The 23,515-nt window shown below is 35.1% G+C and carries 19 protein-coding genes; 7 read left to right on the top strand and 12 right to left on the bottom strand.

The features are described 5' to 3' along the window. Positions 1-28: 28 nt before the first annotated feature. Positions 29-451: a DUF3592 domain-containing protein gene (locus UABHE_RS22055; protein ID WP_372365458.1), complete on the top strand. Its 423-nt coding sequence runs from the start codon at positions 29-31 to the stop codon at positions 449-451. Positions 452-534: 83 nt separating this feature from the next. Here UABHE_RS22055 and UABHE_RS22050 read toward each other — a convergent pair whose 3' ends face one another. Together UABHE_RS22050 and UABHE_RS22045 are read right to left on the bottom strand one after the other, a co-directional pair. Further along, positions 535-687, bottom strand: coding sequence for a hypothetical protein (locus tag UABHE_RS22050; protein WP_372365457.1), 153 nt, complete (start codon positions 685-687; stop codon positions 535-537). After that, positions 688-1,596, bottom strand: a complete 909-nt coding sequence (locus UABHE_RS22045) for an alpha/beta fold hydrolase (protein ID WP_372365456.1) — start codon at positions 1,594-1,596, stop codon at positions 688-690. A gap of 141 nt (positions 1,597-1,737) precedes the next feature. Between UABHE_RS22045 and UABHE_RS22040 the strand changes: the two genes are divergently transcribed. Continuing rightward, on the top strand, positions 1,738-3,153 hold the full coding sequence (locus UABHE_RS22040; RefSeq protein WP_372365455.1) for a DUF1800 family protein: 1,416 nt from the start codon (positions 1,738-1,740) through the stop codon (positions 3,151-3,153). 12 nt (positions 3,154-3,165) lie between these two features. Then, entirely contained in the window at positions 3,166-4,317 is a 1,152-nt protein-coding gene (locus UABHE_RS22035) for a DUF1501 domain-containing protein (RefSeq protein ID WP_372365454.1), read from the top strand. A gap of 106 nt (positions 4,318-4,423) precedes the next feature. On the opposite strand, the gene UABHE_RS22030 is transcribed toward UABHE_RS22035, so the two are convergent. Together UABHE_RS22030 and UABHE_RS22025 are read right to left on the bottom strand one after the other, a co-directional pair. Next, positions 4,424-5,284, bottom strand: a complete 861-nt coding sequence (locus UABHE_RS22030) for a hypothetical protein (RefSeq protein WP_372365453.1) — start codon at positions 5,282-5,284, stop codon at positions 4,424-4,426. 102 nt (positions 5,285-5,386) lie between these two features. Next, positions 5,387-6,322, bottom strand: a complete 936-nt coding sequence (locus UABHE_RS22025) for a hypothetical protein (protein WP_372365452.1) — start codon at positions 6,320-6,322, stop codon at positions 5,387-5,389. A gap of 397 nt (positions 6,323-6,719) precedes the next feature. On the opposite strand from UABHE_RS22025, the gene UABHE_RS22020 reads away from it, so the two are divergent. The 3 genes from UABHE_RS22020 (at position 6,720) to UABHE_RS22010 (ending at position 9,709) form a co-directional block, all read left to right on the top strand. Then, on the top strand, positions 6,720-8,057 hold the full coding sequence (locus UABHE_RS22020) for a hypothetical protein (RefSeq protein ID WP_372365451.1): 1,338 nt from the start codon (positions 6,720-6,722) through the stop codon (positions 8,055-8,057). Between the two features lie 131 nt (positions 8,058-8,188). Next, the gene (locus UABHE_RS22015; RefSeq protein WP_372365450.1) at positions 8,189-9,010 is read left to right on the top strand and encodes a tetratricopeptide repeat protein; all 822 of its coding nucleotides are present in this window, start codon (positions 8,189-8,191) and stop codon (positions 9,008-9,010) included. Between the two features lie 87 nt (positions 9,011-9,097). Further along, positions 9,098-9,709, top strand: coding sequence for a hypothetical protein (locus UABHE_RS22010; protein ID WP_372365449.1), 612 nt, complete (start codon positions 9,098-9,100; stop codon positions 9,707-9,709). Positions 9,710-9,714: 5 nt separating this feature from the next. On the opposite strand, the gene UABHE_RS22005 is transcribed toward UABHE_RS22010, so the two are convergent. Continuing rightward, positions 9,715-10,707 (bottom strand): hypothetical protein, encoded by a 993-nt coding sequence (locus UABHE_RS22005; protein ID WP_372365448.1) that lies wholly within the window; start codon positions 10,705-10,707, stop codon positions 9,715-9,717. 70 nt (positions 10,708-10,777) lie between these two features. Here UABHE_RS22005 and UABHE_RS22000 point away from each other — a divergent pair, with 70 nt between their 5' ends. Next, entirely contained in the window at positions 10,778-11,236 is a 459-nt protein-coding gene (locus UABHE_RS22000; RefSeq protein ID WP_372365447.1) for a VOC family protein, read from the top strand. Between the two features lie 334 nt (positions 11,237-11,570). On the opposite strand, the gene UABHE_RS21995 is transcribed toward UABHE_RS22000, so the two are convergent. The 7 genes from UABHE_RS21995 to UABHE_RS21965 all read right to left on the bottom strand — a co-directional run bounded on the left by UABHE_RS21995 (position 11,571) and on the right by UABHE_RS21965 (position 23,471). Next, positions 11,571-13,055, bottom strand: coding sequence for a TolC family protein (locus UABHE_RS21995; RefSeq protein ID WP_372365446.1), 1,485 nt, complete (start codon positions 13,053-13,055; stop codon positions 11,571-11,573). A 2-nt stretch (positions 13,056-13,057) separates the two neighbouring features. Next, a complete protein-coding gene (locus tag UABHE_RS21990; RefSeq protein WP_372365445.1) occupies positions 13,058-14,428 on the bottom strand; it encodes a TolC family protein in 1,371 nt (456 codons plus the stop codon). A gap of 10 nt (positions 14,429-14,438) precedes the next feature. After that, the gene (locus UABHE_RS21985; protein ID WP_372365444.1) at positions 14,439-14,924 is read right to left on the bottom strand and encodes an FHA domain-containing protein; all 486 of its coding nucleotides are present in this window, start codon (positions 14,922-14,924) and stop codon (positions 14,439-14,441) included. After that, complete coding sequence (locus UABHE_RS21980) at positions 14,917-18,675, bottom strand: efflux RND transporter permease subunit (protein ID WP_372365443.1); 3,759 nt, start codon at positions 18,673-18,675, stop codon at positions 14,917-14,919. The genes UABHE_RS21985 and UABHE_RS21980 overlap by 8 nt, the downstream gene beginning before the upstream one ends. Positions 18,676-18,677: 2 nt before the next feature. Next, a complete protein-coding gene (locus UABHE_RS21975) occupies positions 18,678-21,227 on the bottom strand; it encodes an efflux RND transporter periplasmic adaptor subunit (RefSeq protein ID WP_372365442.1) in 2,550 nt (849 codons plus the stop codon). Positions 21,228-21,324: 97 nt separating this feature from the next. Beyond that, positions 21,325-21,684 (bottom strand): hypothetical protein, encoded by a 360-nt coding sequence (locus UABHE_RS21970; RefSeq protein ID WP_372365441.1) that lies wholly within the window; start codon positions 21,682-21,684, stop codon positions 21,325-21,327. Between the two features lie 452 nt (positions 21,685-22,136). Next, positions 22,137-23,471 carry a sigma-54-dependent transcriptional regulator gene (locus tag UABHE_RS21965; RefSeq protein WP_372365440.1) on the bottom strand — a complete coding sequence of 445 codons (1,335 nt, stop codon included), beginning with the start codon at positions 23,469-23,471 and terminating at the stop codon, positions 22,137-22,139. Between the last annotated feature and the right edge of the window lie 44 nt (positions 23,472-23,515).

The raw sequence follows: 23,515 nt of genomic DNA, 5'->3' as shown, positions 1-23,515 counted from the left end.
TTAGGCTATTATTTGGAAAGGAATTAAGATGAGTAGATTTATTCGAGCATTTGTATTTTTGTCTGTTGGTCTTGGCTGTTTTTGGGGAACATATATAAACTATGTAGAAATTAGTGTTAAGAAAGAATGGCCTTCTACTACGGGAGAAATCGTAAAGGTAAGAGTTCGTAACGTTTATAGAGGTTATGTAGCCGATGTTGATTACAAGTATTCGATTAAAGGCCTTACCTATATCTCTAAAATTGAACATAGGTTGTCAGAAGCTGAAAGTAAAGAAACTCCTAAACTTTATCCAAGGAGTAAAAAAGTTACGCTATATTATAATCCGGCAACAGTAGAGGAAATTACTGTTGATCCTACTTCAATGGAAATGTTGTATTTTTTACTTTTTCTCGCCATAGCTTTTTCAATTGCTGGATTAAAAATAGCGCTTACTCGTCGTTCTGAATAATTTTAAGAAAATAATTAGCGTGTTATAGTAAACACATCGAAAAATTGTATGAAAAGCAACAACTTAAAATAAGTTGTTGCTTTTCATTTTTCATAACCTGCGCACTCTACAACTGGTAATTGTGGATATTTACGAAAGCGATTATCTTGTTGCGCGAGTAAACACAAATAGAAAGTGCTACCGCGACTATTGGTAATTTTTTTTACAAATTTACAGTTTTCACATAGGCCAATCATCTATTCTCGCTTTTCTTTTAAAAAATCTAGCATAATAGCGCTTGTTTTTTTAGGGTATTCGTATTGAGGAAGATGTCCGCAATTTGGAATCACAATTAACCGAGAGTCGGGTAATAATTCATGATAACGCTCTCCTACTTGCGGCACAACTATCGCATCACCATCTCCCCATAAAATAAGAGTGCGTTGTTTTATTTGTGGAACGCGATCATTGAGAATAACATCTTTTCGTTCGCGAATTTCCGTGCGCAAATAGTTTAACCATTCAAAGTTTTTTTGGGCATTTGCAATCATCATTTTTCTCACAGATCCTGGAATCAGTGGACGATTGACAAACAGCATTTTCATGTACATATCAAATTCTTCTGCATTCTCAATAGGCTTTTCAACAAGTTCATAAGGAATTCCATCTGTCACAGTAACCCCCGCAGCATTTAGTAGTAGCAGTGATTTTACCTGCTGTGGATATCGTAAAGTGTAGGCTGTACTAATATGACCCCCCATCGAATTTCCTCCTAGATGAAATTCTTTGAGTTGTAATTTGGAGAAAAGTTTGCCAAGGAATTCTACTTGGTCGCGAATACCATAGTGGCGGGTTTTATCTTTCGCACTAATTCCAAAACCAGGAACTTCTGGTAAGATGACTCTGTAGTGTTTGGTCAGCCATTTCGAAATCTGTAAAAAAGAAGCCTTGCTATCGCTAAAACCATGTATTAAAACAAGAGTTTCTCCTTTTCCACCTTCATAATAAGTAATCTCATAGTTATCAATTACTGCTTTTTTGGCAGTTAGCCCTGCTTTTTTTTGATCTATGCTCTGTTTGAAATCAAGAACTTGTTGCGGAAAGAAGAAATAAATAATTGCTACATAGAAAATAATTAGTAGCACGATAGACGCTAGAATATACATAAACTTTTTCCTATAAGATTTCTGACTCATAAAAAACTTCCTAAAAATTTTCACTGTGTCGTTCGTAGAATGTACACTATAATAAGTGACCGGTCAAAAGACTGTAAATACTTTTGTGGATCGCTTAGTAAAGGAATAAAAATGTACATAAAACACTTTGTTATAATCACTATTTTGAGTATTACTCTAAGCGCTCTTGAATATGAAGAAGCGCGACACTTGTTAAGTCGTACAGGTTTTGGTGGTACGCCCGCTGAAATTGACGAGATTTTGCCTCTAACGTACGTGGAAGCCGTTGACAAATTACTTAAACAACTAGGGAATGGATCTGTGATTTCTGCTCCTGAATGGACTGAAGAGCGCCCACAAATAAAACCGCGTAAGAACAAAGCCTTGCTACAAGTAATGTCAGAAGGCCAAAAAAGAGAATATCGCAAGTTAATGCGACAAAAACGACGCCAGAAAAGTGTCCATTTAAAAATGTGGTGGTTCAAACAAATGATTACTACTGACTCACCATTTACTGAACGAATGGTGCTATTTTTTCACAATCATTTTACTTCGAGTTTCAAAAAAGTAAAGTTTCCATATTTACTCTATAAGCAGAATATGTTATTTCGCAAATATATAACAGGAAATTTTCGCGAATTAACACAGATGATTGCTAAAGACCCTGCAATGATACTCTATTTAGATAATCAAACAAATCGCAAGGACAAACCTAATGAAAATTTTGCACGCGAGCTACTAGAACTCTTTACTCTAGGAGAAGGGAACTATACAGAGCAAGATATAAAACAAGGAGCAAGAGCATTCACTGGATGGATGGTAAATAAGAAAAATGGGTTATTTCAATTTAATAAACGCCAACATGATGATGGCGAAAAGACCTTTATGGATAAAAGTGGTAATTTTAATGGCAGTGATATTATTGATATTGTCTTTCAAAATCCACAAGTAGCTAACTATTTAGTGACAAAACTGTGGATTGAATTTATCTCTCCTACTCCAGATAAAGAAGAGGTTTCGCGATTAGCGCAATTATTCATTGACAACGATTATGAGATGTTACCATTGTTGCGCGCATTATTTTTGTCGAGTCATTTCCGCACACCAACAAACTACGGAAAGCAAATTAAATCCCCAGTAGAGCTCATTGTTGGAACAGTTCGCATGTTCAAGGTCCATATCACCAATCATCGCCAGCTTGTACAGTATAGTAAACAGTTAGGGCAAGATTTATTTGATCCTCCAAATGTCAAAGGATGGCCAGGAGGAAATGAATGGATTACCAGTCATACATTACTTGCACGTCGTCAGATGTTAGAAAGAGCACTTCGCGGCAGTGATATGTTCTTACAAAGGTTCTGGGTCTGGCATTATATTGATAAAAATATGAAAATGTCATCGTGGACAGGTTTAGGTTTACAAGAAAAAGAGCAAAAAATTCAGCAACTTTTGTTACCTGTCGCTCCAGTAAATAATATAGAAAAGCCAAAAAAACTGCTTCCAGCAATCAAAAATTTGGTTTTCGATTTAAGCTATCAACTAAAGTAAAGGAATGTTCGTATGAGAAGAAGAGATTTTATCAAAATAGCTGGTTTATCACTACTTGCTCCGCAACTTCTGGCTGCAAAATCAGACCCAACGATCAATCATCGTACTCTTGTTTTGTTAGAACTTAAGGGAGGTAATGATGGCCTAAATACAGTGGTTCCTTATAGCAATGAGAAATACTATGATTTACGTCCGCAAATTGCCGTTCGCAAAGAACAAGTATTGCAATTATCACCTGAACTGGGCTTAAATCCAGTGATGGAAAAATTTATGCCCATTTGGCAAGAAAAGGAACTTGCGGTGATTTGCGGTGTTGGTTACCCTGAACCAAACCGTTCTCATTTTCGTTCAATTGAGATTTGGGAAACCGGTTCAGATAGCAACGATTATTTACAAGATGGTTGGGTAGCGCGTTTGTTTGAAGACAATGCTGGTGTTGATCTTCTTGCTGATGGTATTATTCTTGGCAATAATGAAGGAGGACCGTTAGCTGGACTTAATATGCGTAATATTTTTATGCGCAATCCAAAGCAGTTTTTTCAAGAAGCAAAAAAATTGCGCGAATTACAAGCAAAGACAAACAACAATGCTTTGAAACATCTACTCAAGGTACAACAAGACATTCACTCTGCAGCCCAAGACTTAGAAAAAAAAGTACTCAGTAACTCTTCGGCAGGAACATCATTTCCTCCAACTGAGATAGGAAAACAATTACAAATTGCTGCTAATATTATCGCAAGCGATACTCCTGTTGCTGTTATTAAAGTCTCACATGGTGGGTTTGACACTCATAGTGGTCAACGCAACAAACATGATCGCTTATTACAACAATTAAGTAGTGGTTTACATGCGTTTCGTAACGCCCTAATTCAGAAAAATAAATGGAACGATACACTAGTTATGACCTATTCAGAGTTTGGAAGACGTGCTTATGAAAATGGAAGTAAAGGAACTGATCACGGGACAGCAGCTCCGCACTTTATGATGGGTGGAAAAGTTCGTGGTGGTATATACGGCAAGCAACCTGCTCTTGACAACTTACGAAAAGGTGATCTTGTCTATCACGTCGATTATCGTAGCATGTATGCTACAGTTGCGAATAAGTGGTGGAATGTAACAAACGATTTTAGCAAAGATTATGAGATACTTAACTGTCTTAAATAAACTATATGCAAGCCCGAGAACTCTATTCTCGGGCAAATTTGAAATTAACAATCTAACAAATTAAACACTTTTTTTTGAGACGCATTGCTACTTTCAAATGAAAATATTACATTCTTTTAAGAAAAGCAGATGTTTCTTTGTAAATATCAACTAAAGGACTAAAAATACTGTCAAAAAGCTCCTCTAGTTCTTCATCTGTTGCATCTTCTTCAATTTCAATTGTTGCACCATTTGAAATTCCCCAACCTCCCTCTAAGATACTTTCATCTAAGGAGATAAGCATCTCTTGGTCGACCTCGTTGAGTGAGTAATCTTTTTTAGCGCTAGTTCGTAAACTCATTCCCAGATCGCGCGAATGGTTGTGATAATATTTGTTGTATGTAGCGATTTTTTTTCTAATATCATCATCTTTGTTTACATTAGCAATAAAAGATTTCATTTTTTTTACAGCAGCTTTAATACCTACTCTTGCGACCCGTCTCCACTTTTCGTCTTCTTCAAGCTCTTTTCTGTTTATTTTGATATCATTTTCACATTTTTCTAATGTCGCTTCAATAGCTTCAAGATAAGAAATAAGAACAGCAAGTCCTTTTTTCTTCTTGCTGTTCTCTTCTTCTTTTTTTAGTTCTTTTAGATCTTTAACATAAGGTATTATTTCTTTGCGAAATTTTTTAGAACTCTTCAAGAATTTGTTCTGTTGTTTTATTACTTTCAAGCCTCTTTTTTTGTCGATTTTTCCATACTGTTTATCTGCATCTTTTGCAGCTTTATACAAACCGGTTGAATGTTTGCCAAAAACTCCAGATTTTTTATCTGGTTTTTTTTCACCTGTTGTTTTTTCGTATTTTTTCTTGGCTTTTAACCACGCTTCAGCCCATTTGCCTGAAGAAACTGTTCTATCGGCATGAATTCCACAACAAAAAATCATACTAATAGCGATAGCAATCGTTATTTTAAAATAAGACATCTTTCTCTCCAAAATTCTGTTTAAATAATTAGTATTATTATGCTACTGGTTTTTGAGATTAGCAAGTTTTTTTGGTGACAGCTTACGATGTAAATGAAACATCTAATATTTAGCTTGTAGCCTTTTTATTCGTTGAATTTCTGTCGAACAAAACTGTTTTTGGCTTTTGTATAGTTCTTCTGGAAAAGTTTGATAGGCTTTTTCGTACATATTTACAGCTTCTTCTAAACGCTGAATAGTGTCCACTTCTTTACTTGCCGTATACTGTAAACACACTGCGTAGTTATAGATATTTCTCGCATGCGTTTCCTTATCGGAGTTATTTTCTAAGCGAATATTATTAAAAACATTCATCGCTTCTTTCCATTTTCCTTGCCGTGCAAAACTTAACCCTCCATCGAAATTTGGATGATTAACTTTTTTCAAATTTACTTCTTTATATGATTTTCCAGGTACGATAATACGAGAAAATTCTCTTAGTACATAAAAAAGTGTTCGGATAAATTCTTGGTCAGAATCTACTGGTTCAGGAGGGGTACCAGATTTTTTTTGTTTAATGGTATTTTTGGGATTGTATGTTTTTGTTGCTATCACTTTATCGTCAGCAACGATTTCAAATTTTACATCTAACTCTAAAACATTATGTCTTGTATAAAGTTTGGTTTTTTCCACATCAGCAGGGGTAAATTTGTTTTTGTACGGCTGAGTTTCATCTTTGCGATCTGTCTCAATACGCGTCACTTTTGTTGTTGATATTTCTTCCACTTTATCAGCATTAAATTTTTCACTACAGAAAATAAAAATATCAACGTCACCATTATCTTCAGTAATTTCGAAAGAGTCTTTTAGACGAGCCTCAAGTTCTTCCTTAATGTGACTGGTATACTTACCTTCTTTCATGACTAACTTGATCTTTTTATAAGGGATCAAGTTAATTTCAGCTGGTACGTCGACTGCTACGCGGACAGGAATTATGGAGCGATTACCACATCCCGATAACAAACATCCCAAAATAGTGAATAAAATTATTTTATACATATGCTTTCCTTTGCTTTACTTGGGAATTTTCGGTAGTGTTCCCATCCTTTATTTTGTGTTTATAAGTGACCTAACAAAACTAGAAATTAAAAGAACAAATGCCAATGAGTAAATGCTTTTAACGAGTCACTTATATCATATAAACATATTTCTGAATTAAAGCAAGATTGCATTTTCTTAAACAATTAGATATTTTAGTAGAATATGCATATTCAAAGTACTAATTGAAAACGAATGTAAATGTACCTTGATTTTATTCTCGCTTTTTTTCTGCAAATCTACCAACATATTATATATATGTAAGCATTTAGGTTTTACGTAATGTTTAAAAAAGATAAATGCTAGCATACCTTGGTGGTTATTTTCTAAATGTGAAACTTTTGATAAAGGCTCAAACATGAAATATCTTATTCTTATTTTTATATGCAATGCCCTGCTTTTAGCCGATTGGGGAAAATCCCATAAACTATATTATGCTGTTGAAATGAACAATCAATTAGTTGGATATGCCACTATAGATATTAGTAAAGATCCTCAAGGAAATCCACTTTGTCAATCAGAGGTTTATGCTCGTATGACACTAGTGGGTGGGTTTGCTAATTATAAGCATAATGAAAAGGTTAAATTTTCTGCTAACTACAGACCTTATTTTTATGAAAATAACTTTGAGCAAGGACAAATGAAAGGCGGAGCCATCACCTATATTACAGAAGGTAAAGCACGAATTATCTCTAAATCAGGAGGAGGTTTGAAAACTTTAAAACTACCTTCACAAGTACAATTCGAAGTTTACCCTTATTATAGTTTTTTACGTACATTTTCAGGAAAAAAACATAGCTATCCTATATTCAACGATCTATTAAAAGCAGTACATACTGTTTCTTATGAAAAAGTAGGTACTGAAACGATTACCGCTGGTGGCAAGCAGTATTCTGCTACAGTTTTTACGCGTAGTAATCAAGATTTAGCAGAGCAAGAAAAATTGTGGATTGATATTACAACAGGCCAAGTTCTAAAATCAAAATCATCGTCAAGCACTGTGTATTTAGCTAGTAAATCAGTGATAGATAAAGTTATTTCTATTCCAAAAAGTGTTCGTTATGTAAACTTTAAATCTTTAGAAAATACCACACTACAAGAAAATAAAATTTATAAATATCGATATCTTCACAATGGCAAAGACATCGGCAACGATTCTTTTTCTTTTCGCCGAAATAAGAGTACTTATTCATTTCATGCCAAATTAAATATAAAAAGCTTGCAAACAACGACAATGTGGCAAGTCAAACCAAATTTAGAACCTATATTTTTTGATTTAAAAGGAAGTGGTGAAGGTGTTAGTTACGCTCAGACTTGTAAATTTAAAAGCACTGAAATTATCCAAACATATGCAAAGAATCTAAAGCAACAAACAAAAAAAATAAAAAAACAAGAGGGGATTTATCTGTTTTCAGCAAGTAATATTGGTATTTTCTCAATGTTTATGAGCGCTGTTCCTCTAAAGAAAAACAATATCATTGTGACCAAAGTATTTAATGCTACTATCGGCAAATTTGTATCAATGAAATGCAAAATTATTGGTGAAGAAAAAATATTTCACAACAACAAAGAAGTGAATACTTGGAAAATAGATATTCTTCTTGGGAGTGAGGTAATTTATGCTTGGATAGATACCAGTGGGAATTTGTTACGAAAAGAATACAAACAAATGATCGTAGAATTAATTGTTGACTAAAGAGTCTTGATTTTACTTAGTGTTATGTATTTCGTTTTTTTACTTATTACAATAAGTAATTTGCAATTGTGAAACATTCAAAATTAAGATTGACAATCAACTGTATGGATATTTAAAACGCTAGGAAACTAATGATAAAAATAAATGTAATTTTCTTTTTTGTATGCTGCGTTTGTGTAATAAATGTCAATGCGAATAATAAAAAAATCGACAGCGCATTATACAAAGATATTGAGCAAGAACTACTTCGATATATAGATCCTAATGAAGGCGCTGGATACTTTAAGGGACAGTTTCGCAAGTTACAAGAAAAATGGAAAGAAAAAGCTATCTTACCTCTTTTAGAAATCTTTAGTAATAAGGATTATCATTATATACACGACCACATAAATAATAACGAAGATATAGCCTTTCAGATGAGCCTTCTTGCTGGAGAAGGCCTATTTGACCTTCAAGAAGTGTACACGGATACTCTACGCTTACAAATAAAGAAAACACTCAATAAGAAAAACGCAAAATCATACGATCTTCTAGGTAGTTACCGAAAGAATCTTACTAATAAAATTTTGTATGCTATTGGCGACACAGAAAAATTTGATAAAAAACTACGTTTTTTACTACGGGGACTACACTATAACCCAGGTAATACTAAATGGTTGTACGAAATAGCTATGCAATATTTGGGCGTGGGTGATATAAAAAACAGCATATTGTATTTTAACAAGTCAATTGATAGTGATCCCCACTACGTTTTTGCCTATTATAATTTGGCGTGCGCTTACAGTCTCAATAATGAAGCTAGTAAAGGAATAAATGCGCTTGAAAAAGCTATTGATAATGGTTATGACAATTTGGATTGGTTATTGAGTGATGGTGATCTCCGCGGTATACACAAGCATCCGCGGTTTGAAAAACTGGTGAAAAAATTAAAAAAAATTAACTCTTATAAATAGACGCATTGTAAATACCAAAACGTTTTTAGTGATAATGCTATTCACCGATAAATTGTCTATTCTCGTAATTAGTTTGGAGTAAGTAGATTGCAGTGTAACATCGTGACTTATGTTCAACAAGCAGCACAAAGAGGTGATGATCGTATCAAATTTTTTTATCACAAAGACAATATCGTAATTTTGCTTGCTGATGGAGCTGGTGGTTTTGGGGATGGAGGAAAGGCCGCTGATTTTTTTATCGAACAAAGTTATTATCATATAACAAACTTACAAAAACTAAATAATGATATTCTCGAAAATATATTGCGAAAAATAGATCGCGATTTACACGACAACGGTCATGGTGAAACAACAAGCATAATCGCTATTATTAATGCAGAAACTATATTTGGAGCAAGTGTTGGCGATTCTCATTGTTATTTATTTAATAAAGAGTTTGTCATTCACGCCACATCTTTACAATATCGTAAACCACTGTTAGGCTCAGGAAAAATTACAGCTATATCCTTTGGACCATTTCACATAGACAACAAAGTTGTTATTGCTTCTGACGGTTTATTTGATTACACAACAATAAACAACATACGTGAAACGTTAACTTACGATATGGAAAATATTGGCCAACAATTGCTTTCTTTGGTAGAACTTCCTTCGCGGAAACTCCAAGATGATTTTTCTGTTATTGTATACAAAATATAAAGCGATCATTGATAATTTTGCCAATCCTGTAACGCCTGCAAAGAGCGACGAAGCTGTTTTTCCCACAGCCACTGCATTTTTGTAAATGAATTTTCATACAGCCCCCATGAAATTCCTACACACAACGTGAGAGAAATAGATAAAACATAATCGAGAATGCACTTTTCCCAAGAGTAGTTCGATATTCCAGATTTTTGCAATTGCGCGTGATATGCTTTTAACGCAATTTTTTCCAACTGACGGCGTTTTTCGCAATCCCAATAAAGAATTATTGCGTAAGCTAAGTCATGTACTCCAAGCGAGTAGGTAAGAGACCATAAAAACGGTTGGCGATCAATGATATAAGTTTTTCCATCTTTTTGCCTAGGAGAGAGTACATTGCTAGGATTAACATCTCCATGAATCATAGTAAAACCGTTATTATCTTGCAATCTTGAGCGCATCATCTGCGGTATTTCTTGCAAGACACGACAGCAAAAATCTTTATCTTTTTGTGCTAAGGAAGTTGTTGCCAGAATTGCAGGAAGTCCTTGTCGGACTTTGCTAAAGTAGTTGTCCATTTGCAATTTAAACTTGTTTTCTTGCCAGTGAAAAGCATGTAGACAAGCAAGTGCTTTTGCCAACTCTTTAGTGTGACATTCTGTTGGTTCAACATTTTTATTGTCATAATGTGTTGCTGATAAATCTTCGAGCAGTAAATGATAACCTTTATTGGTGTAATGTGCGTTGTAGCAAAGAGGAATAGGAGTATTCACTAAATTTTTATAGTCTTTTGTATAATAGTTACACTCTGAACTGTTGACAAAAACACCATTATTTTTACAAATTTTCAAAAATAATGATCTTGGTAACGATTTTTCATATTCTAAATGTATAATCGCGTTTGTTGCGTTTGCTGAAGAAAAGGGAACTGTTGTTATTTTTTTTATCTCTTCATTAGAATCTAGAACAAAACGTAACCACTCTTTGCTGATTTGTGACACATCTTCAATTAACATGAGTATCCTTTGTGCTTAAAATTAAATTTACAATGTAGTCCATATTATACGCTTACTGATAGGTTTTGTTATGGTGAAATACGTACACACGAATATAATAGCTAAAGATTGGAAAAATTTAGCGTCATTTTACATAGAAGTTTTTAAATGTCGAACTGTTCCTCCTGAGAGAAATCAACAAGGGAATTGGCTTTCTAAAGGAACAGGAGTTGCAAATGCACACCTACAAGGTTTACATTTACGCTTACCCGGATATGGAGAAATAGGTCCAACACTTGAAATATACTCTTATAGTAATATGATTGAAAGTGCAAAACCTCCTGCTGCTAATAGACAAGGTTTTGGGCATCTCGCTTTTGAAGTAGAAGATGTAAAACAAAAACTAGAAGAAGTTATCTCTGCCAAAGGAAAATTACTAGGGGAAATTGTCGAAAAAGAGATTCCTAACGTTGGCAAAATTACTTTTGTATATGCTACAGACCCAGAAGGAAATATTCTCGAAATACAAAATTGGGATTACTATAGTTAAGTGCTACCGTTCCTGTCTAAACTAACACTCATACACGAAGGATTCCAAAGATACATTCTGGAAAATATTGTTATGGAAAACTCTTATGCCAACTTTCCTAGAAAATAAGACACTCGCACAGCAAAAGAGTATACCATCTAAAGGAGAATGTTGAACACCAAGTGACAACTTACGCTGCCGCAGAAATCTGATTTGCCAGATTTTATCTTGGCTTTTACATCTATATCATCCTGCCAAAGTTCAATTTTCAAATCTTTGAGTTATTCAAGTTTGACGCAGATCCATCTCCAATAACTCATTTACAAAATATTCCTCAAATAACCTTCTTACTTTGTTAGCTAGAAAATTCAAAAATACCAATAGTTTTTTGTAAATCAGCAACATTCCATAGATACTCTTTTTTGTTTTTTGCTAACATCAAAGAAAGATTGAGAAGTGTTCGTTCTGCGTCCAGCACATCTAAAAAATCTACTTTTTTTCCTACTTGATAAGAAACACGAGTGACTTTTAGCGCTTCTTTTGCAAGGGGAATAAGTTTTTTCTGATGTAGAATAATCTGTCTCCAACTTGTATCTACTTGGAAGTATAAATCACGTATTTGAGTAATTGTTTTTTGCTTTGTGTTTTGCAACTTCTCTTTTATAGCAGCATTTTTTATCATCATTTCCTCTATATAACTATCTCTTTGCCCAAAATCAAAACGAGGCATTTTTTGTGAGCGATCAGGAAAAGGTATGTCCTGTTTTCCTGATCCCACACGCTCTTTATTCCTGTTTTCGAAATAACTTAACCCTATCGTAAAATCTGGGTATAGTTTATCTTTTGCTAGTGAAATTATTTGCTCCATTTTTTTGCTTTTTAACTCGATTTGCTTTATCTCTTGGCGATGTTTCAAAGCTTTTTCATAGAGGTTGCTAAGTTTTATTTCTAGTTTGTTTTTCTCTTTTTCAGCAGGTATGCCTAGCTTAGAGTCTGTTGGTAATTCTAGAGTTGTAAGAATGCGAATTTTTATTGTTTTTAGCCTTTCCTCATATGTCTTCATGTCCTCCTCAATATTCGCTTTGAGAATTTGTGCTTTTAGTACATCTCCATATCCTGCTAAACCAGCTCGAAATTTATCTCTGACTGTATTTTCTAACGCGGATACAATTCCATTGTGTTCTTTTTGAATATGGAGACTTTCTCGTGCGTAAATCAAGTCGGCATAGTCTTTTGTTATTTTATTAATTAGATTTCTCAGGGTTATGATGTAATCTAGTTCTGCTATTTGAACTTCGGTGTTGATAATCTCTCCCATGATAGTAAGCCTACCTGGCTGGGGTGTATTCATTTCAGTTTTGGGTCGTTGTGATTGCATAGCTACTTTTGTATTTATTGTTCTGGTAAATGAAGAGTATTGGGATAGCAAGTTTTGAAGAAAAAATGTTTGAGAGTACCTCTGTTTAACAGAATTCAATCTTTTTTTGACATCTTTGATACTTGAGTTGCGTTCATATGCTAGTTGTATCAGCAGTTCTAATGACAGATCTTGAGATAACTTATTATTCGGAGCATCGGCAAAAGATCTATATTTTTTTGCTGTTGGAGAATCAAAGTCATACAGATTTATTTTTTGCACATCATCTTTTCGTAAGGACTCTTGCCAGCGAGTTTTCAGTTTTTTCACATTTTCCTGCTCTGTACTTTCTTGTGCCAATGTTTTCTTTTTGAAAATAGACTCAATATGAGGAGGTTTGCTTATATTTGTTTGTGGTGTATAGCTCCAGCACCCAGTGAGGACTGACAGTAACAACAAAAAAACTTTATTATAGTTATTCATAATTATTTCTCCTCTGCTAGAGCTTGGGGAAGTGACCCACCACACAACTGGGATAGAGTTACAATTCCTTGAGCGTAATCTGACTGTGCGCGAGCCAAAGCCAATGAAAAATTAAGCCACACACTTTGACTTTCTATAACAGTTAATAAACTTTTTTCTCCATCTCGATACCAATTTTCTGATATTTGGATAGAGTTGTTTGCTTCTGGTAATAGTCTGTCTTTATATAGTTTTATCAAACGTTTAGAATTACTTACCTTGTAATATACTTTTTTTAATTCAGCAGCGAGCTGATTCTCTATATTTTTTCTTGTTTCTTTTGTATGATTGATATTGTACTTAGATTCTCTTACACGTGCGCTGCGTTTTGGTATCCAGATAGGAAGATTAATGCCAAAAGTAATTGCTGAAATATCTTGTCCATCATCGTCAAAATCAAAATTAAAGCCAGAAAGAGTTCGGTCTACCTGAGTCCATGACGCGCCAATAGAGAAATCAGGGAAATATTCACTAAAAGCAAGAGCAAGTTGATGGTCAGCCTTGGTAATAGCAACCTTGGATGCTAAAATTTCTTGATTATTTACTAAAGCATATTGTTGTAGAGCTTCAAATGATTGCAATTCTTCTGCTTCATCAAAAATAAGGTTGTCTAATTGGATCGCGTCCTGAGGATTCTGGCTCAATAGAGCGTTTAATTGTCCTATTTCTACTTGCCGCAGCTCTTCTAAGCGAATGCGGTCATAACCCAATTGTGCTAACTGTGACTGGCCTTTCATCAAGTCAGACAAAGGAGCTTTACCATTACTATTTTCTACAGAAGCAACCTGGATTAATTGTGAAACGAGATCTTCATTTTTTTTGGTAATTTCTATCGCACTTTCAATATAAACAAGTTCATAGAAATGTTTTTGTACCTTGGTAAGAACATCTCTAATCGTGCGTTCGTAAGCTAGGTGTGCTATTTTTGTATTATCTTTTACCATTTCTCCCTTGAGGTATAATTTCCTTGGAAATGGTATATATTGCATAATACTCACCTTGTGCCTTTGAGGTCCTACACGGGTTTCTGGCTCTTTCAGGAAAAAAGTATATGTCAAAACAGGATCTGGTAGTGATGTAGCTTGAGGATATTTTTCAGCTGTGGCTTTCCACTTGTATCTGGCGGACTTTATCTGCGGATTGTTTTTCAGCGCTAAATCAACAAGATCTTTTAACTGCGTAATTTTTTTCCCTTTCTTTGTCTTTACTACTTCTGATGAAGCAAGAGAATCACTTATTTTGAATAGTATTTCCAAATCTTCATCGTTCTCTTTTACAGTAGAACAACTACAAAGAAAAATTAGGATAAATAAAAAAATATAGTGTTTATTCATAGCTGTTCCTCTACCATACAAAACAACAATAAAATAGGAATACAGAGAGAAGTATAAAAAAAATGATTGCAAATGTTTCAATTGCTGACCCCAAAGGGGTTTTTTCTTCATCCTCCCATCCGTTAACAAATGATCCTTGTTCTGGAGGTTTCATCATTGGTAATTCCATTGTATCTTCAAGAGCAAGAGACTTCTCAAAAAAAGAAAAACTAAACGGACCTATGCGAATTTCATCTCCATGTTTTAATTCTTTTTGGTCAGTAACAGATGTGCCTGAAACAGTCGAAGGATAGCGACTTAAATTTTTGAATATCCAACGTTTAACATCCTTGTAAAAAGTTATGCTAGCATGCTCTCGCGATATAGATGGATGAGGCAAAACTATTGAAGCAAGGGCACTTTCTCCTTCGATACCACGCCCAATAATATTGGCTTCTGTTTCTTTAAGCGGATATTCCTTTCCGGCATTGTGATAAACAAGATAAACATTATTCATCTTTTTCTCCTTCAGAATATAGCTTCAATTTCCACTGGATTTCCTTTATTCCACAGTAGCAGACAGGTACAACAAACAGAGTAACAAGTGCAAATAACATTCCACCAACACTTGGAAGAGACATTGGTATCATTACATCAGAACCTCTTCCAGAACTCATCAATACCGGCATTAAGGCAAGAATAGTTGTTGCTGTTGTCATCAAACACGGGCGAATTCTTTTTTCTCCAGCATCCACTGTTGCAACTCGAATGTCTATAATAGATGTTATTTTTCTCTTTTTGAATGTCTGTTCCAGGTAAGTTGCGGTAACCACTGCATCATCTGAAGCTATTCCAAAGACCGCTATAAAACCTACCCAAACAGCAACAGATAAATTGTAAGGTCCTATATTGAAAATTTCTCTTACAGAAGTTCCAAAGAGGTCAAAATTTAAAAACCAACTTTGCCCATACAGCCAAATCAGAATAAATCCACCTGAGAGGGCTACAGGAATAGCCATAAAAACAACTATAGTCAGTGGAAGATTGTTAAAATTAAAATATAAAATCATAAAGATAATAAATAGACATATAGGGATGAGAACCATTAACCTTTTTTCCGAACGTACCTGATTTTCATAACTTCCTGAAAAATTATATTCCGTGCTATCTGGTCGGATAAGTTCTTTACTATCCTCTTTCTTTTTTAAGTACTTCTTTGCTTCTTCAACAACATTAACTTCAGCATATCCCTTTTTCTTATCAAATAGTACATAGCTAACAAGAAATCCATCTTCGCTCTTAATAACTTGCGGGCCTCGTATATAACGAATTTCAGCTACTTGCACGATAGGGATTTGTGTACCAGCGTTTGTTGGTATTAATATTTTCTCCATAGCATCAATCGAGTCTCTTAGTTCACGTTTGTAACGTACTCGAATAGGATAACGTTCGCGTCCTTCTATACTAGTACTTGCTTTAATTCCTCCAATTGCAATTTCGATAATGTCTTGTACATCACGAATATTAACACCGTAACGAGCTATTTTTTCACGATCTATATGAAACTCAAGATAAGGTTTTCCCACTACACGGTCAGCAATAACAGATGCGGGTTCTACACCAGGAACCTCTTTTAGAAACTTTTCGAGTTGAAATCCAAATTGTTCCATTTCTTGGAGAATTTTCCGAACCTCATCACTACTTGAGCGTCGAATTTTAATACCCATTGGCGCTCTCATTCCTGATTGTAACATCACAATTCGAGCAGCTATTGGCTGTAGTTTGGGAGCAGAAGTGGCACCTGTAGTTTCAGTTGATTTGAGTATTTCTTTCCAAATATCATCTGGTGTTTTTATGTGATCTCGCCATTGTCTTACTTCTTTACCATTAATTATTGCATACTCCGATTTATATTGGATAATCGTTTCGATCATAGATACTGGAGCTGGATCAAGAGAACTTTCTACGCGCCCAATTTTTCCTACAACGGTCTCAATTTCAGGAATTTGGCTTAGCCTAATATCTTGTTGACTAAGAACATCCATTGCTTCACCGATAGAGCCATGAGGCATGATTACAGGCATATACAAATACGAACCTTCATCTAGTGGAGGCATAAACTCTTTCCCCAAGCCTGGGAAAGTATGAATTCCCCACACCCACATATCACTAGAGCGTATGGTTTTCTCTTGCATACCAACTAAACCACATGCTTTTACAACTGGACGAAATGTTCTTTCAAACCCTAATCCAATCGTGATACCAGTAAGAACAATAAGTGTAACAAAACCGAGAAAGAGCAATTTAAAATTTAAGATAATCGATAATAATGGACGGTATATCCATATGAACCCCATAAACATAAGAATTAAAGACGATGTTCCTCCTGCTACAACGATAAAATTGGTAATAAATGAAGCACTTTTTCCTAAAGGGGCAATGCTTTTCGTCATGAAAAAAAATGCAACTGCTACAATTGCAAAATTTATGAACATATCAAGATAGCGTTTATTTTTTTCTGGTATCTGAGATTTTATAAATGAATAAAGTGTCATTGTACCGACAATGATACCTACCCACCATGTAAGGACATACGCAGCAACAACTCCAATTGATCCAAATAGTAGGTGTGAAAAATAAAGGAGAAAAACTTTTGCTTTTTTTGAAAGCTTCCAGTCTCCCAGTAGCACATGACAACAAGCAGGGATGATAGCAAGTGCACAAACAACACTACCCAGAAGAGCAAAAGTTTTTGTATAAGCGAGTGGTTTGAATAACTTTCCTTCAGGACCATCCATTGCAAAAACAGGTATGAATGAAACAATTGTAGTAGATATAGCTGTAAATATAGCTTTGCCTACCTCTGATGCTGATTCAAAAGCAATTTTGAGATTTCGTTGTCCCTGTGGTGTTTTGTCATAATGGCGGACGATATTTTCCGACATAATAACTCCCATATCAACAATGGTACCAATAGCGATAGCAATTCCTGATAGAGACATTATGTTAGAGTCGATGTTAAAGTGGCTCATAAGAATGAAAGTGATCAAAACTGAGAGAGGTAAAGTTAGAGAAACCAACATCGAGATTTTTAGATTCATCAAGAAAAGAACAATAACAACAATAGTGATGATGATTTCATCGGTAAGTGCAATTTTTAATGTTCCTAAGGTTTCATTAATGAGAACTGTACGATCATAAAAAGGAACTATGGTAACCTGACTGACAGTTCCGTCACTTAGAATTTTTTTAGGGAGCCCCGAGGCAATTTGTTCTATTTTTTTCTTAATATTTTGGATCGCTTTTTTGGGATTTTCCCCGTAGCGAACGACAACTACTCCCCCAACAGCTTCGGCACCACTTTTATCAATAGCTCCGCGACGTAAAGCAGGTCCCATAACGACCTTCGCCACATTTTTGATATAAATAGGTACGTTATTTCTAGTGGTGATAACCGTATTTTCTAAATCTTTTGGACTTTTGATAAAACCAATTCCTCTAATGATATACTCCACGCCATTATTTTCTATAGTTTTGGCGCCCACATCAATATTTGCTTTTTTTACTGCACGAAAAATATCCTGGAGTTTAATTTTGTGCGCCCACATCGCATCAGGATCTACATCTATCTGGTATTCTTTTACAAAGCCACCAACAGAAGACACCTCACTAATACCTTCTGTTGCTTGTAGTGCATAACGGACATGCCAATCCTGGATACTGCGTAATTCTTGTAGTTCCCACCCAGAGGTAACATTACCATCTTTGTCTCTTCCTTCTAGGGTGTACCAAAATATTTGCCCTAGTCCAGTTGCATCTGGTCCTAAACTCGGAACTACCCCAGAAGGCAAATCTTTACTCGCCACACTCAATCTCTCTAAGACACGAGATCGCGACCAGTAGAAATCGATATCATCTTTAAAAATAATATAGATAGTCGAAAACCCAAAGGCTGAATAACTACGAATGGTTTTTACACCTGGTACTCCCTGCAAAGAAACACTAAGGGGATAAGTTATTTGATCCTCTATGTCTTGTGGGCTACGTCCCATCCATTCAGTAAACACTATTTGTTGATTTTCCCCAATGTCGGGAATTGCATCTACAGGAACAGGGTCTGTAGGATACCATTTTATACCGTGATCAAAAGGCATAACATACAACCCCATGCCAACAATTGCCATAACGAGGAGAAAAACAACTAATTTATTTACTAAAAAGAAATAAATAATCTTATCAATGAAGGTTCGATCTTTAAACTCAGACATTCTTATTCTCCTTTTTCATCAGGTTTTTTGATGGCAGGAATAATGCCTTCTATATCACCACAGCGTAGCATTTCGCTCCCAAAGTATGGATTATTTACCCTTTTGTTATCTTGGAGCCAGGAGCCTCCCATGTCATAGCGATACATTGGGCAATGTACAACATGCAGTGGAGTAGAGTATAGATGTCCAAATTCTTTTATATAGGCTATCAGTGCATTGGAAATATCAAAGTAATCGCGTCGCAATTGCTTAATATCATGTCCATGCATTTCCATGAGCACCTGCCTCAAAGCAACAAGTTGTGGTCTTATCTTTTCACGTGTTTTTGTATCTTTAACCATCTTGTTGATATTGATTTTCGCCAACGATCGTATCATCGTTTTTTTGTATTCGTGAAGACTTTCTACTTTATCTTTTGCCATAATGTTGCCCATACTCAGGTATGCTTTTATTAGTTCTCTCATGGGCTTATGATAAGCTCCTTTATTGTCCCAATAACTACCAGACATAGCTGCAATTTTACCTATTTGCTTCTTTTTCAAAGGGTCTAAAGTAATTTTTTTCTTTCCGCACTTTAGCATTTTACTTCCGTAGTATGGATTTTTTAGTTCTTCTGAGAACTGCCACCAGTATGCTTTAGCCATAGGACAGTACATGCGATAGACAGGTTCTGAATACCTGTGCCCAAAATCCTCGATGTAAGCAGTTATAATATTCGTGAGTTCTTTTAGTTGCTTACGAAGAACTTTAATATTTTGGTCCTTTTTGGCTTGTGATAAAAAATTACTTAGAGTTATGATGTGCTGGGATATTCTACTCATCGGAATTTGTGGTAGAGAGAAACGATCAGGAGAAATTTCCTGTACTATCTCTGTAAATTTCACCAATGATTGACAAGAAGCTTTCTCATCATCTTTTGCCAAATTTCCTGTAAATTCCAAATAACTATCAACAACCATTTTCATCGTTTTATGATAAGAAGAGTCAGCTATTGCATATGGCGGTATATTTTTGTCTGTAGAGTCCTCTTTTGGATTCGTTTTTTCTTCAGGAGGATTCATCATGCTGGGTTTAGCCATAATTTGTAATGCTGAATCTATTTTGAAAGCTCCTTGACTAACTACCACTTGACCTTCTTCTAGTCCAGATAACACTACATAGTAGTCGCCCGCGCGTGGTCCTAACTCAACTTCGACAGCAGAATAAAGCCTTTGCGTTACTTTTGCATTTCCTTTGCTATCGTACTTCTTTTTTTCCTTTTGGATGTAAACAACAGCTCTTTTTCCTGTTATCAAAGGTGCTGTATGAGGTATTGCTAACACACGGCTACGTATTTTTGTAGGCTTTTTGTTATATTTTTTTGTAACAATATTACCGCCTTCAGCTACTCTCACCTTAATACTTGCTCTAACAAACATGCCTGGTTTGAGCTCTCCATGTGGATTGGTAACGTTAACTCTCAATCGGATTGTTCTTGTAGTTGTATTTAAAAAAGGGTCTATAAACGCAACTTTTCCTTTAAATATTTTTCCTGGGTACGCTTCCGTTTCAAATTCAACCTTCTGTCCATTACGTACCCAGTTTATATCTGTTTCATAAGCGTCAAGTTTTACCCAGACTTCTGAAAGGTTTGCTATACGATAAATCGACATACCACGACTATGCCATTCACCTTCGTTTACTAATTTTCCAACTACTGTACCCGTTACCGGGGAGTAAATAATTGTTGTTTGTTCTAAGTTTTCTTTCTTTTTTAATGATGTAATTTGAGTCTCAGTCATACCCAAATCTATTAATTTACGTTTGGATGCTTCTAAGTTGTCACCCATTCCTTGTAAGTGAGAATCTTCGGTAAGAGTTTTGTAACTACTGTAAGCGGATAAATACTCACCTTGTGCAGCAATCAAATCTGGACTGTATACTTCTACAAGAGGTGTTCCTTTTTTCACATTAGCTCCCGTAAAAGCTACGAACATTTTTTCAAGTTTACTTTTCCCAGGAGTCCATAAATTTATATTTGTTACTTTTGTTTCATCGTAATCTACTTTACCAACCATTCTTAGTGTATAAATTAACTTACGATAAAGAACAGGCTCAGCTTTTATTTTAGCTAACTTTAGAGCACTTTCTGTCAGGCTAATCTCACTTGCTCCCACTTCATTACCACCACTATAAACAGGTACTAAATCCATAAAACAAATAGGACATTTAGCATCATTCCTTGGTAGTTTGATTTGTGGATGCATGGAGCAAGACCAAAACTTAATTTTATTAGCCTGTTTTTTTTCTATACCACTTTGTTTTGTGTGTTTGCTATGATCTTTCTTCTCTCCAGATCCCAGTAAAGTGCCTGCCCACAAAGTAGTTATGAATACTGGCATCAAAATGACCATCGTCCACATTCCCTTGCGGCTGAGGCGTTTGATTAGTTTTTGCTCATATATCTTTTTATGTTGTTCGCTGGCATCAGGAGATAGTGGTGAAAGTCCCACCCATGAAGATATTGTTTTTGCCAGTTCTTTTTTTATGTCCTCAAGTAGGTTATTACTCATAATTAACCCTTTTCTTTTCTGTAAAGAAAAATCATCATTGAAGTCTGCTACAAATTATCAATAGACTTAATTTGTAACAGACTTTTATTACTAAAACTTAATGATCGTGACTACCATGATCTTCAGCATCTTCACCTGGCTTTTTTCCTGAAGCGTATGAAACGAGGGTTTCGTGGTATTCCTGAGGATTATCATTAAATTTCTTAATACATTTCGGACAACAAAAACGAACTAGCTTTCCCTGATACATTGTACTACCACCATCCTCTTTAACTTTTCCCTCCATTACAGGACAGTGAGTGTTGTTCCATTCTACAACCTCAGGTTTTTCGGTGTTGTTTTTCTCATTACCTTGTGATATTTCTGTTGTTTCTTCAGAGTTGCCATCCTGAGTTTCATTGCAAGAAACAAAAAAAGGTATACAGGATATAAAAACCAAAACAGTTAAATATTTCATCGCCACATTCCTTAATATAGAATTTGTTTGAATAAGTTTCTGTAGACTTAAGCAAAAGCCGTTCCATAAAATGACGCACGATAACACTTGGGCTTCTGAGTGAGGAAATACAGGGAAAAATATGTCTTTAAAATTGTAGAAAAAAATCCATCTACGTTTTAGGTGGAAAGAAATTTTCCACTATGGAAAGAAACTTTCCACTTAATATCTAAAACCAGACAAAATTTTCCACCTGTTTTCTTTTGAGTGGATTCTTTTCAGTAAAATATAAAGATTTGGGTAGGTTGGTATACTTATTGCTAAGTTAGACATTACAATCCCAGTTTATTTCTGAGCAATTGTTATTTGGGTTTGTAAAATGGAGTGATTTGTAGAGTTTTGATACTCAATTTTGAGGATGAGATTTACTTAAAATTTGTCCTACACTTATTTGTAAGCTAGCAACAATATTGTTATGAGCCAGTTTCCGTAATTATTTTGTATTCCGTAATTTTTTTTCTTAGTGTTGGTCTTGATATTCCTAATATAATGCTGGCCTGACTGATGTTACTATTTGTGCGTTGCAGAACTTTAGTAATATGTTCCTTTTCCACTTGAGCCAGTGAAAAAAAGATTTCTTTTTTTGCTTCAGACTCTGATGGAGAAGACAAATTATGAGGAAGAATAAGTACCTCATTTGATGAAAGTAAAGCAGAGCGAACTAAGACATTTTCTAGCTCTCTTATATTTCCTGGCCATGAGTAATGTTGAAGTTCTTCTATTACTTTTTCTGGTACTTTTTTAATTTTTTTATGTAACTCATGATTTATTTTGAGAATCAAATATTCTACTAACTCTGGAATATCTTCTATACGTTCACACAAAAGGGGAAGATGTATGGCTTCTGTACATAATCGGAAATAGAGATCTTCGCGAAAAGAGCCTTCTTTCATCATATTTTGAAGATTTTTATTAGTTGCGCTAAGTATTCGTGCTTGAAAAGGAATTTTTTCATTTCCACCAACGCGTTCAAATTCTCTTTCTTGTATAACACGAAGTAACTTTACTTGTAGATCAGTCGGAAGTTCTCCTATTTCATCAAGGAATAGTGTGCCGTTTTTAGATAACTCCAAACGACCAATGCGTTTTCCTATAGCATGTGTGAAGGCTCCTTTTTCATGACCAAAAAGCTCGCTTTCTATTAAGTTAGGAGATAGCGCTGAGCAATTAACAGCAATAAAAGGCTCTTTCGGAGAAGAATAAAGATGTATTGTTCGAGCAACTAATTCTTTACCAGTACCACTTTCTCCAGTAATCAAAACGTTTACTTTTCCTTGACTAACTGTACCAATTTGCTTAAGTACTTTAGTAATTGCTTTGCTATGACCAACAATTCTTCCTTTTTGAAATAGGCTATGACTACCTATATCACGTAGAGATTTTTGCTGAATAATTTGGCTTTGCACACGAGTAATGGCGACCTCTATTTCTTCTATATCTAAAGGTTTTTTGATATAGTCTGCGGCTCCCATGCGCATAGCGCATATAGGACTTTCCATATCAGAATGTCCTGTAATCATAATGGCTGGAATTGTGTCTCCAACATTGCGTAAATTTTGCAACAAATCCAGGCCATTGCCATCAGGAAGTTTTAAATCTAACAATAGTAAATCTGGATTAAACTTAGAGTAGGTATCCTTAAACTCATTGATCGAGGCTACCGTTTCTACCTGATGGTGTTCTATGAAATGTAATCTGAGCGTTTTACGAATGCTTTCTTCATCATCTAAAATTAAAATCTTTAACATAATTTCCTCTGTTGTTTTATTTTATAGGAGGTTATGCCCTCTAA

This window comes from Candidatus Uabimicrobium helgolandensis (assembly GCF_041508025.1).
Classification (GTDB): Bacteria; Planctomycetota; Uabimicrobiia; order Uabimicrobiales; family Uabimicrobiaceae; genus Uabimicrobium; species Uabimicrobium helgolandensis.
The sequence above is the reverse complement of the archived record's forward strand: the minus strand, read 5'-3'. Positions and strand labels throughout refer to the sequence as shown.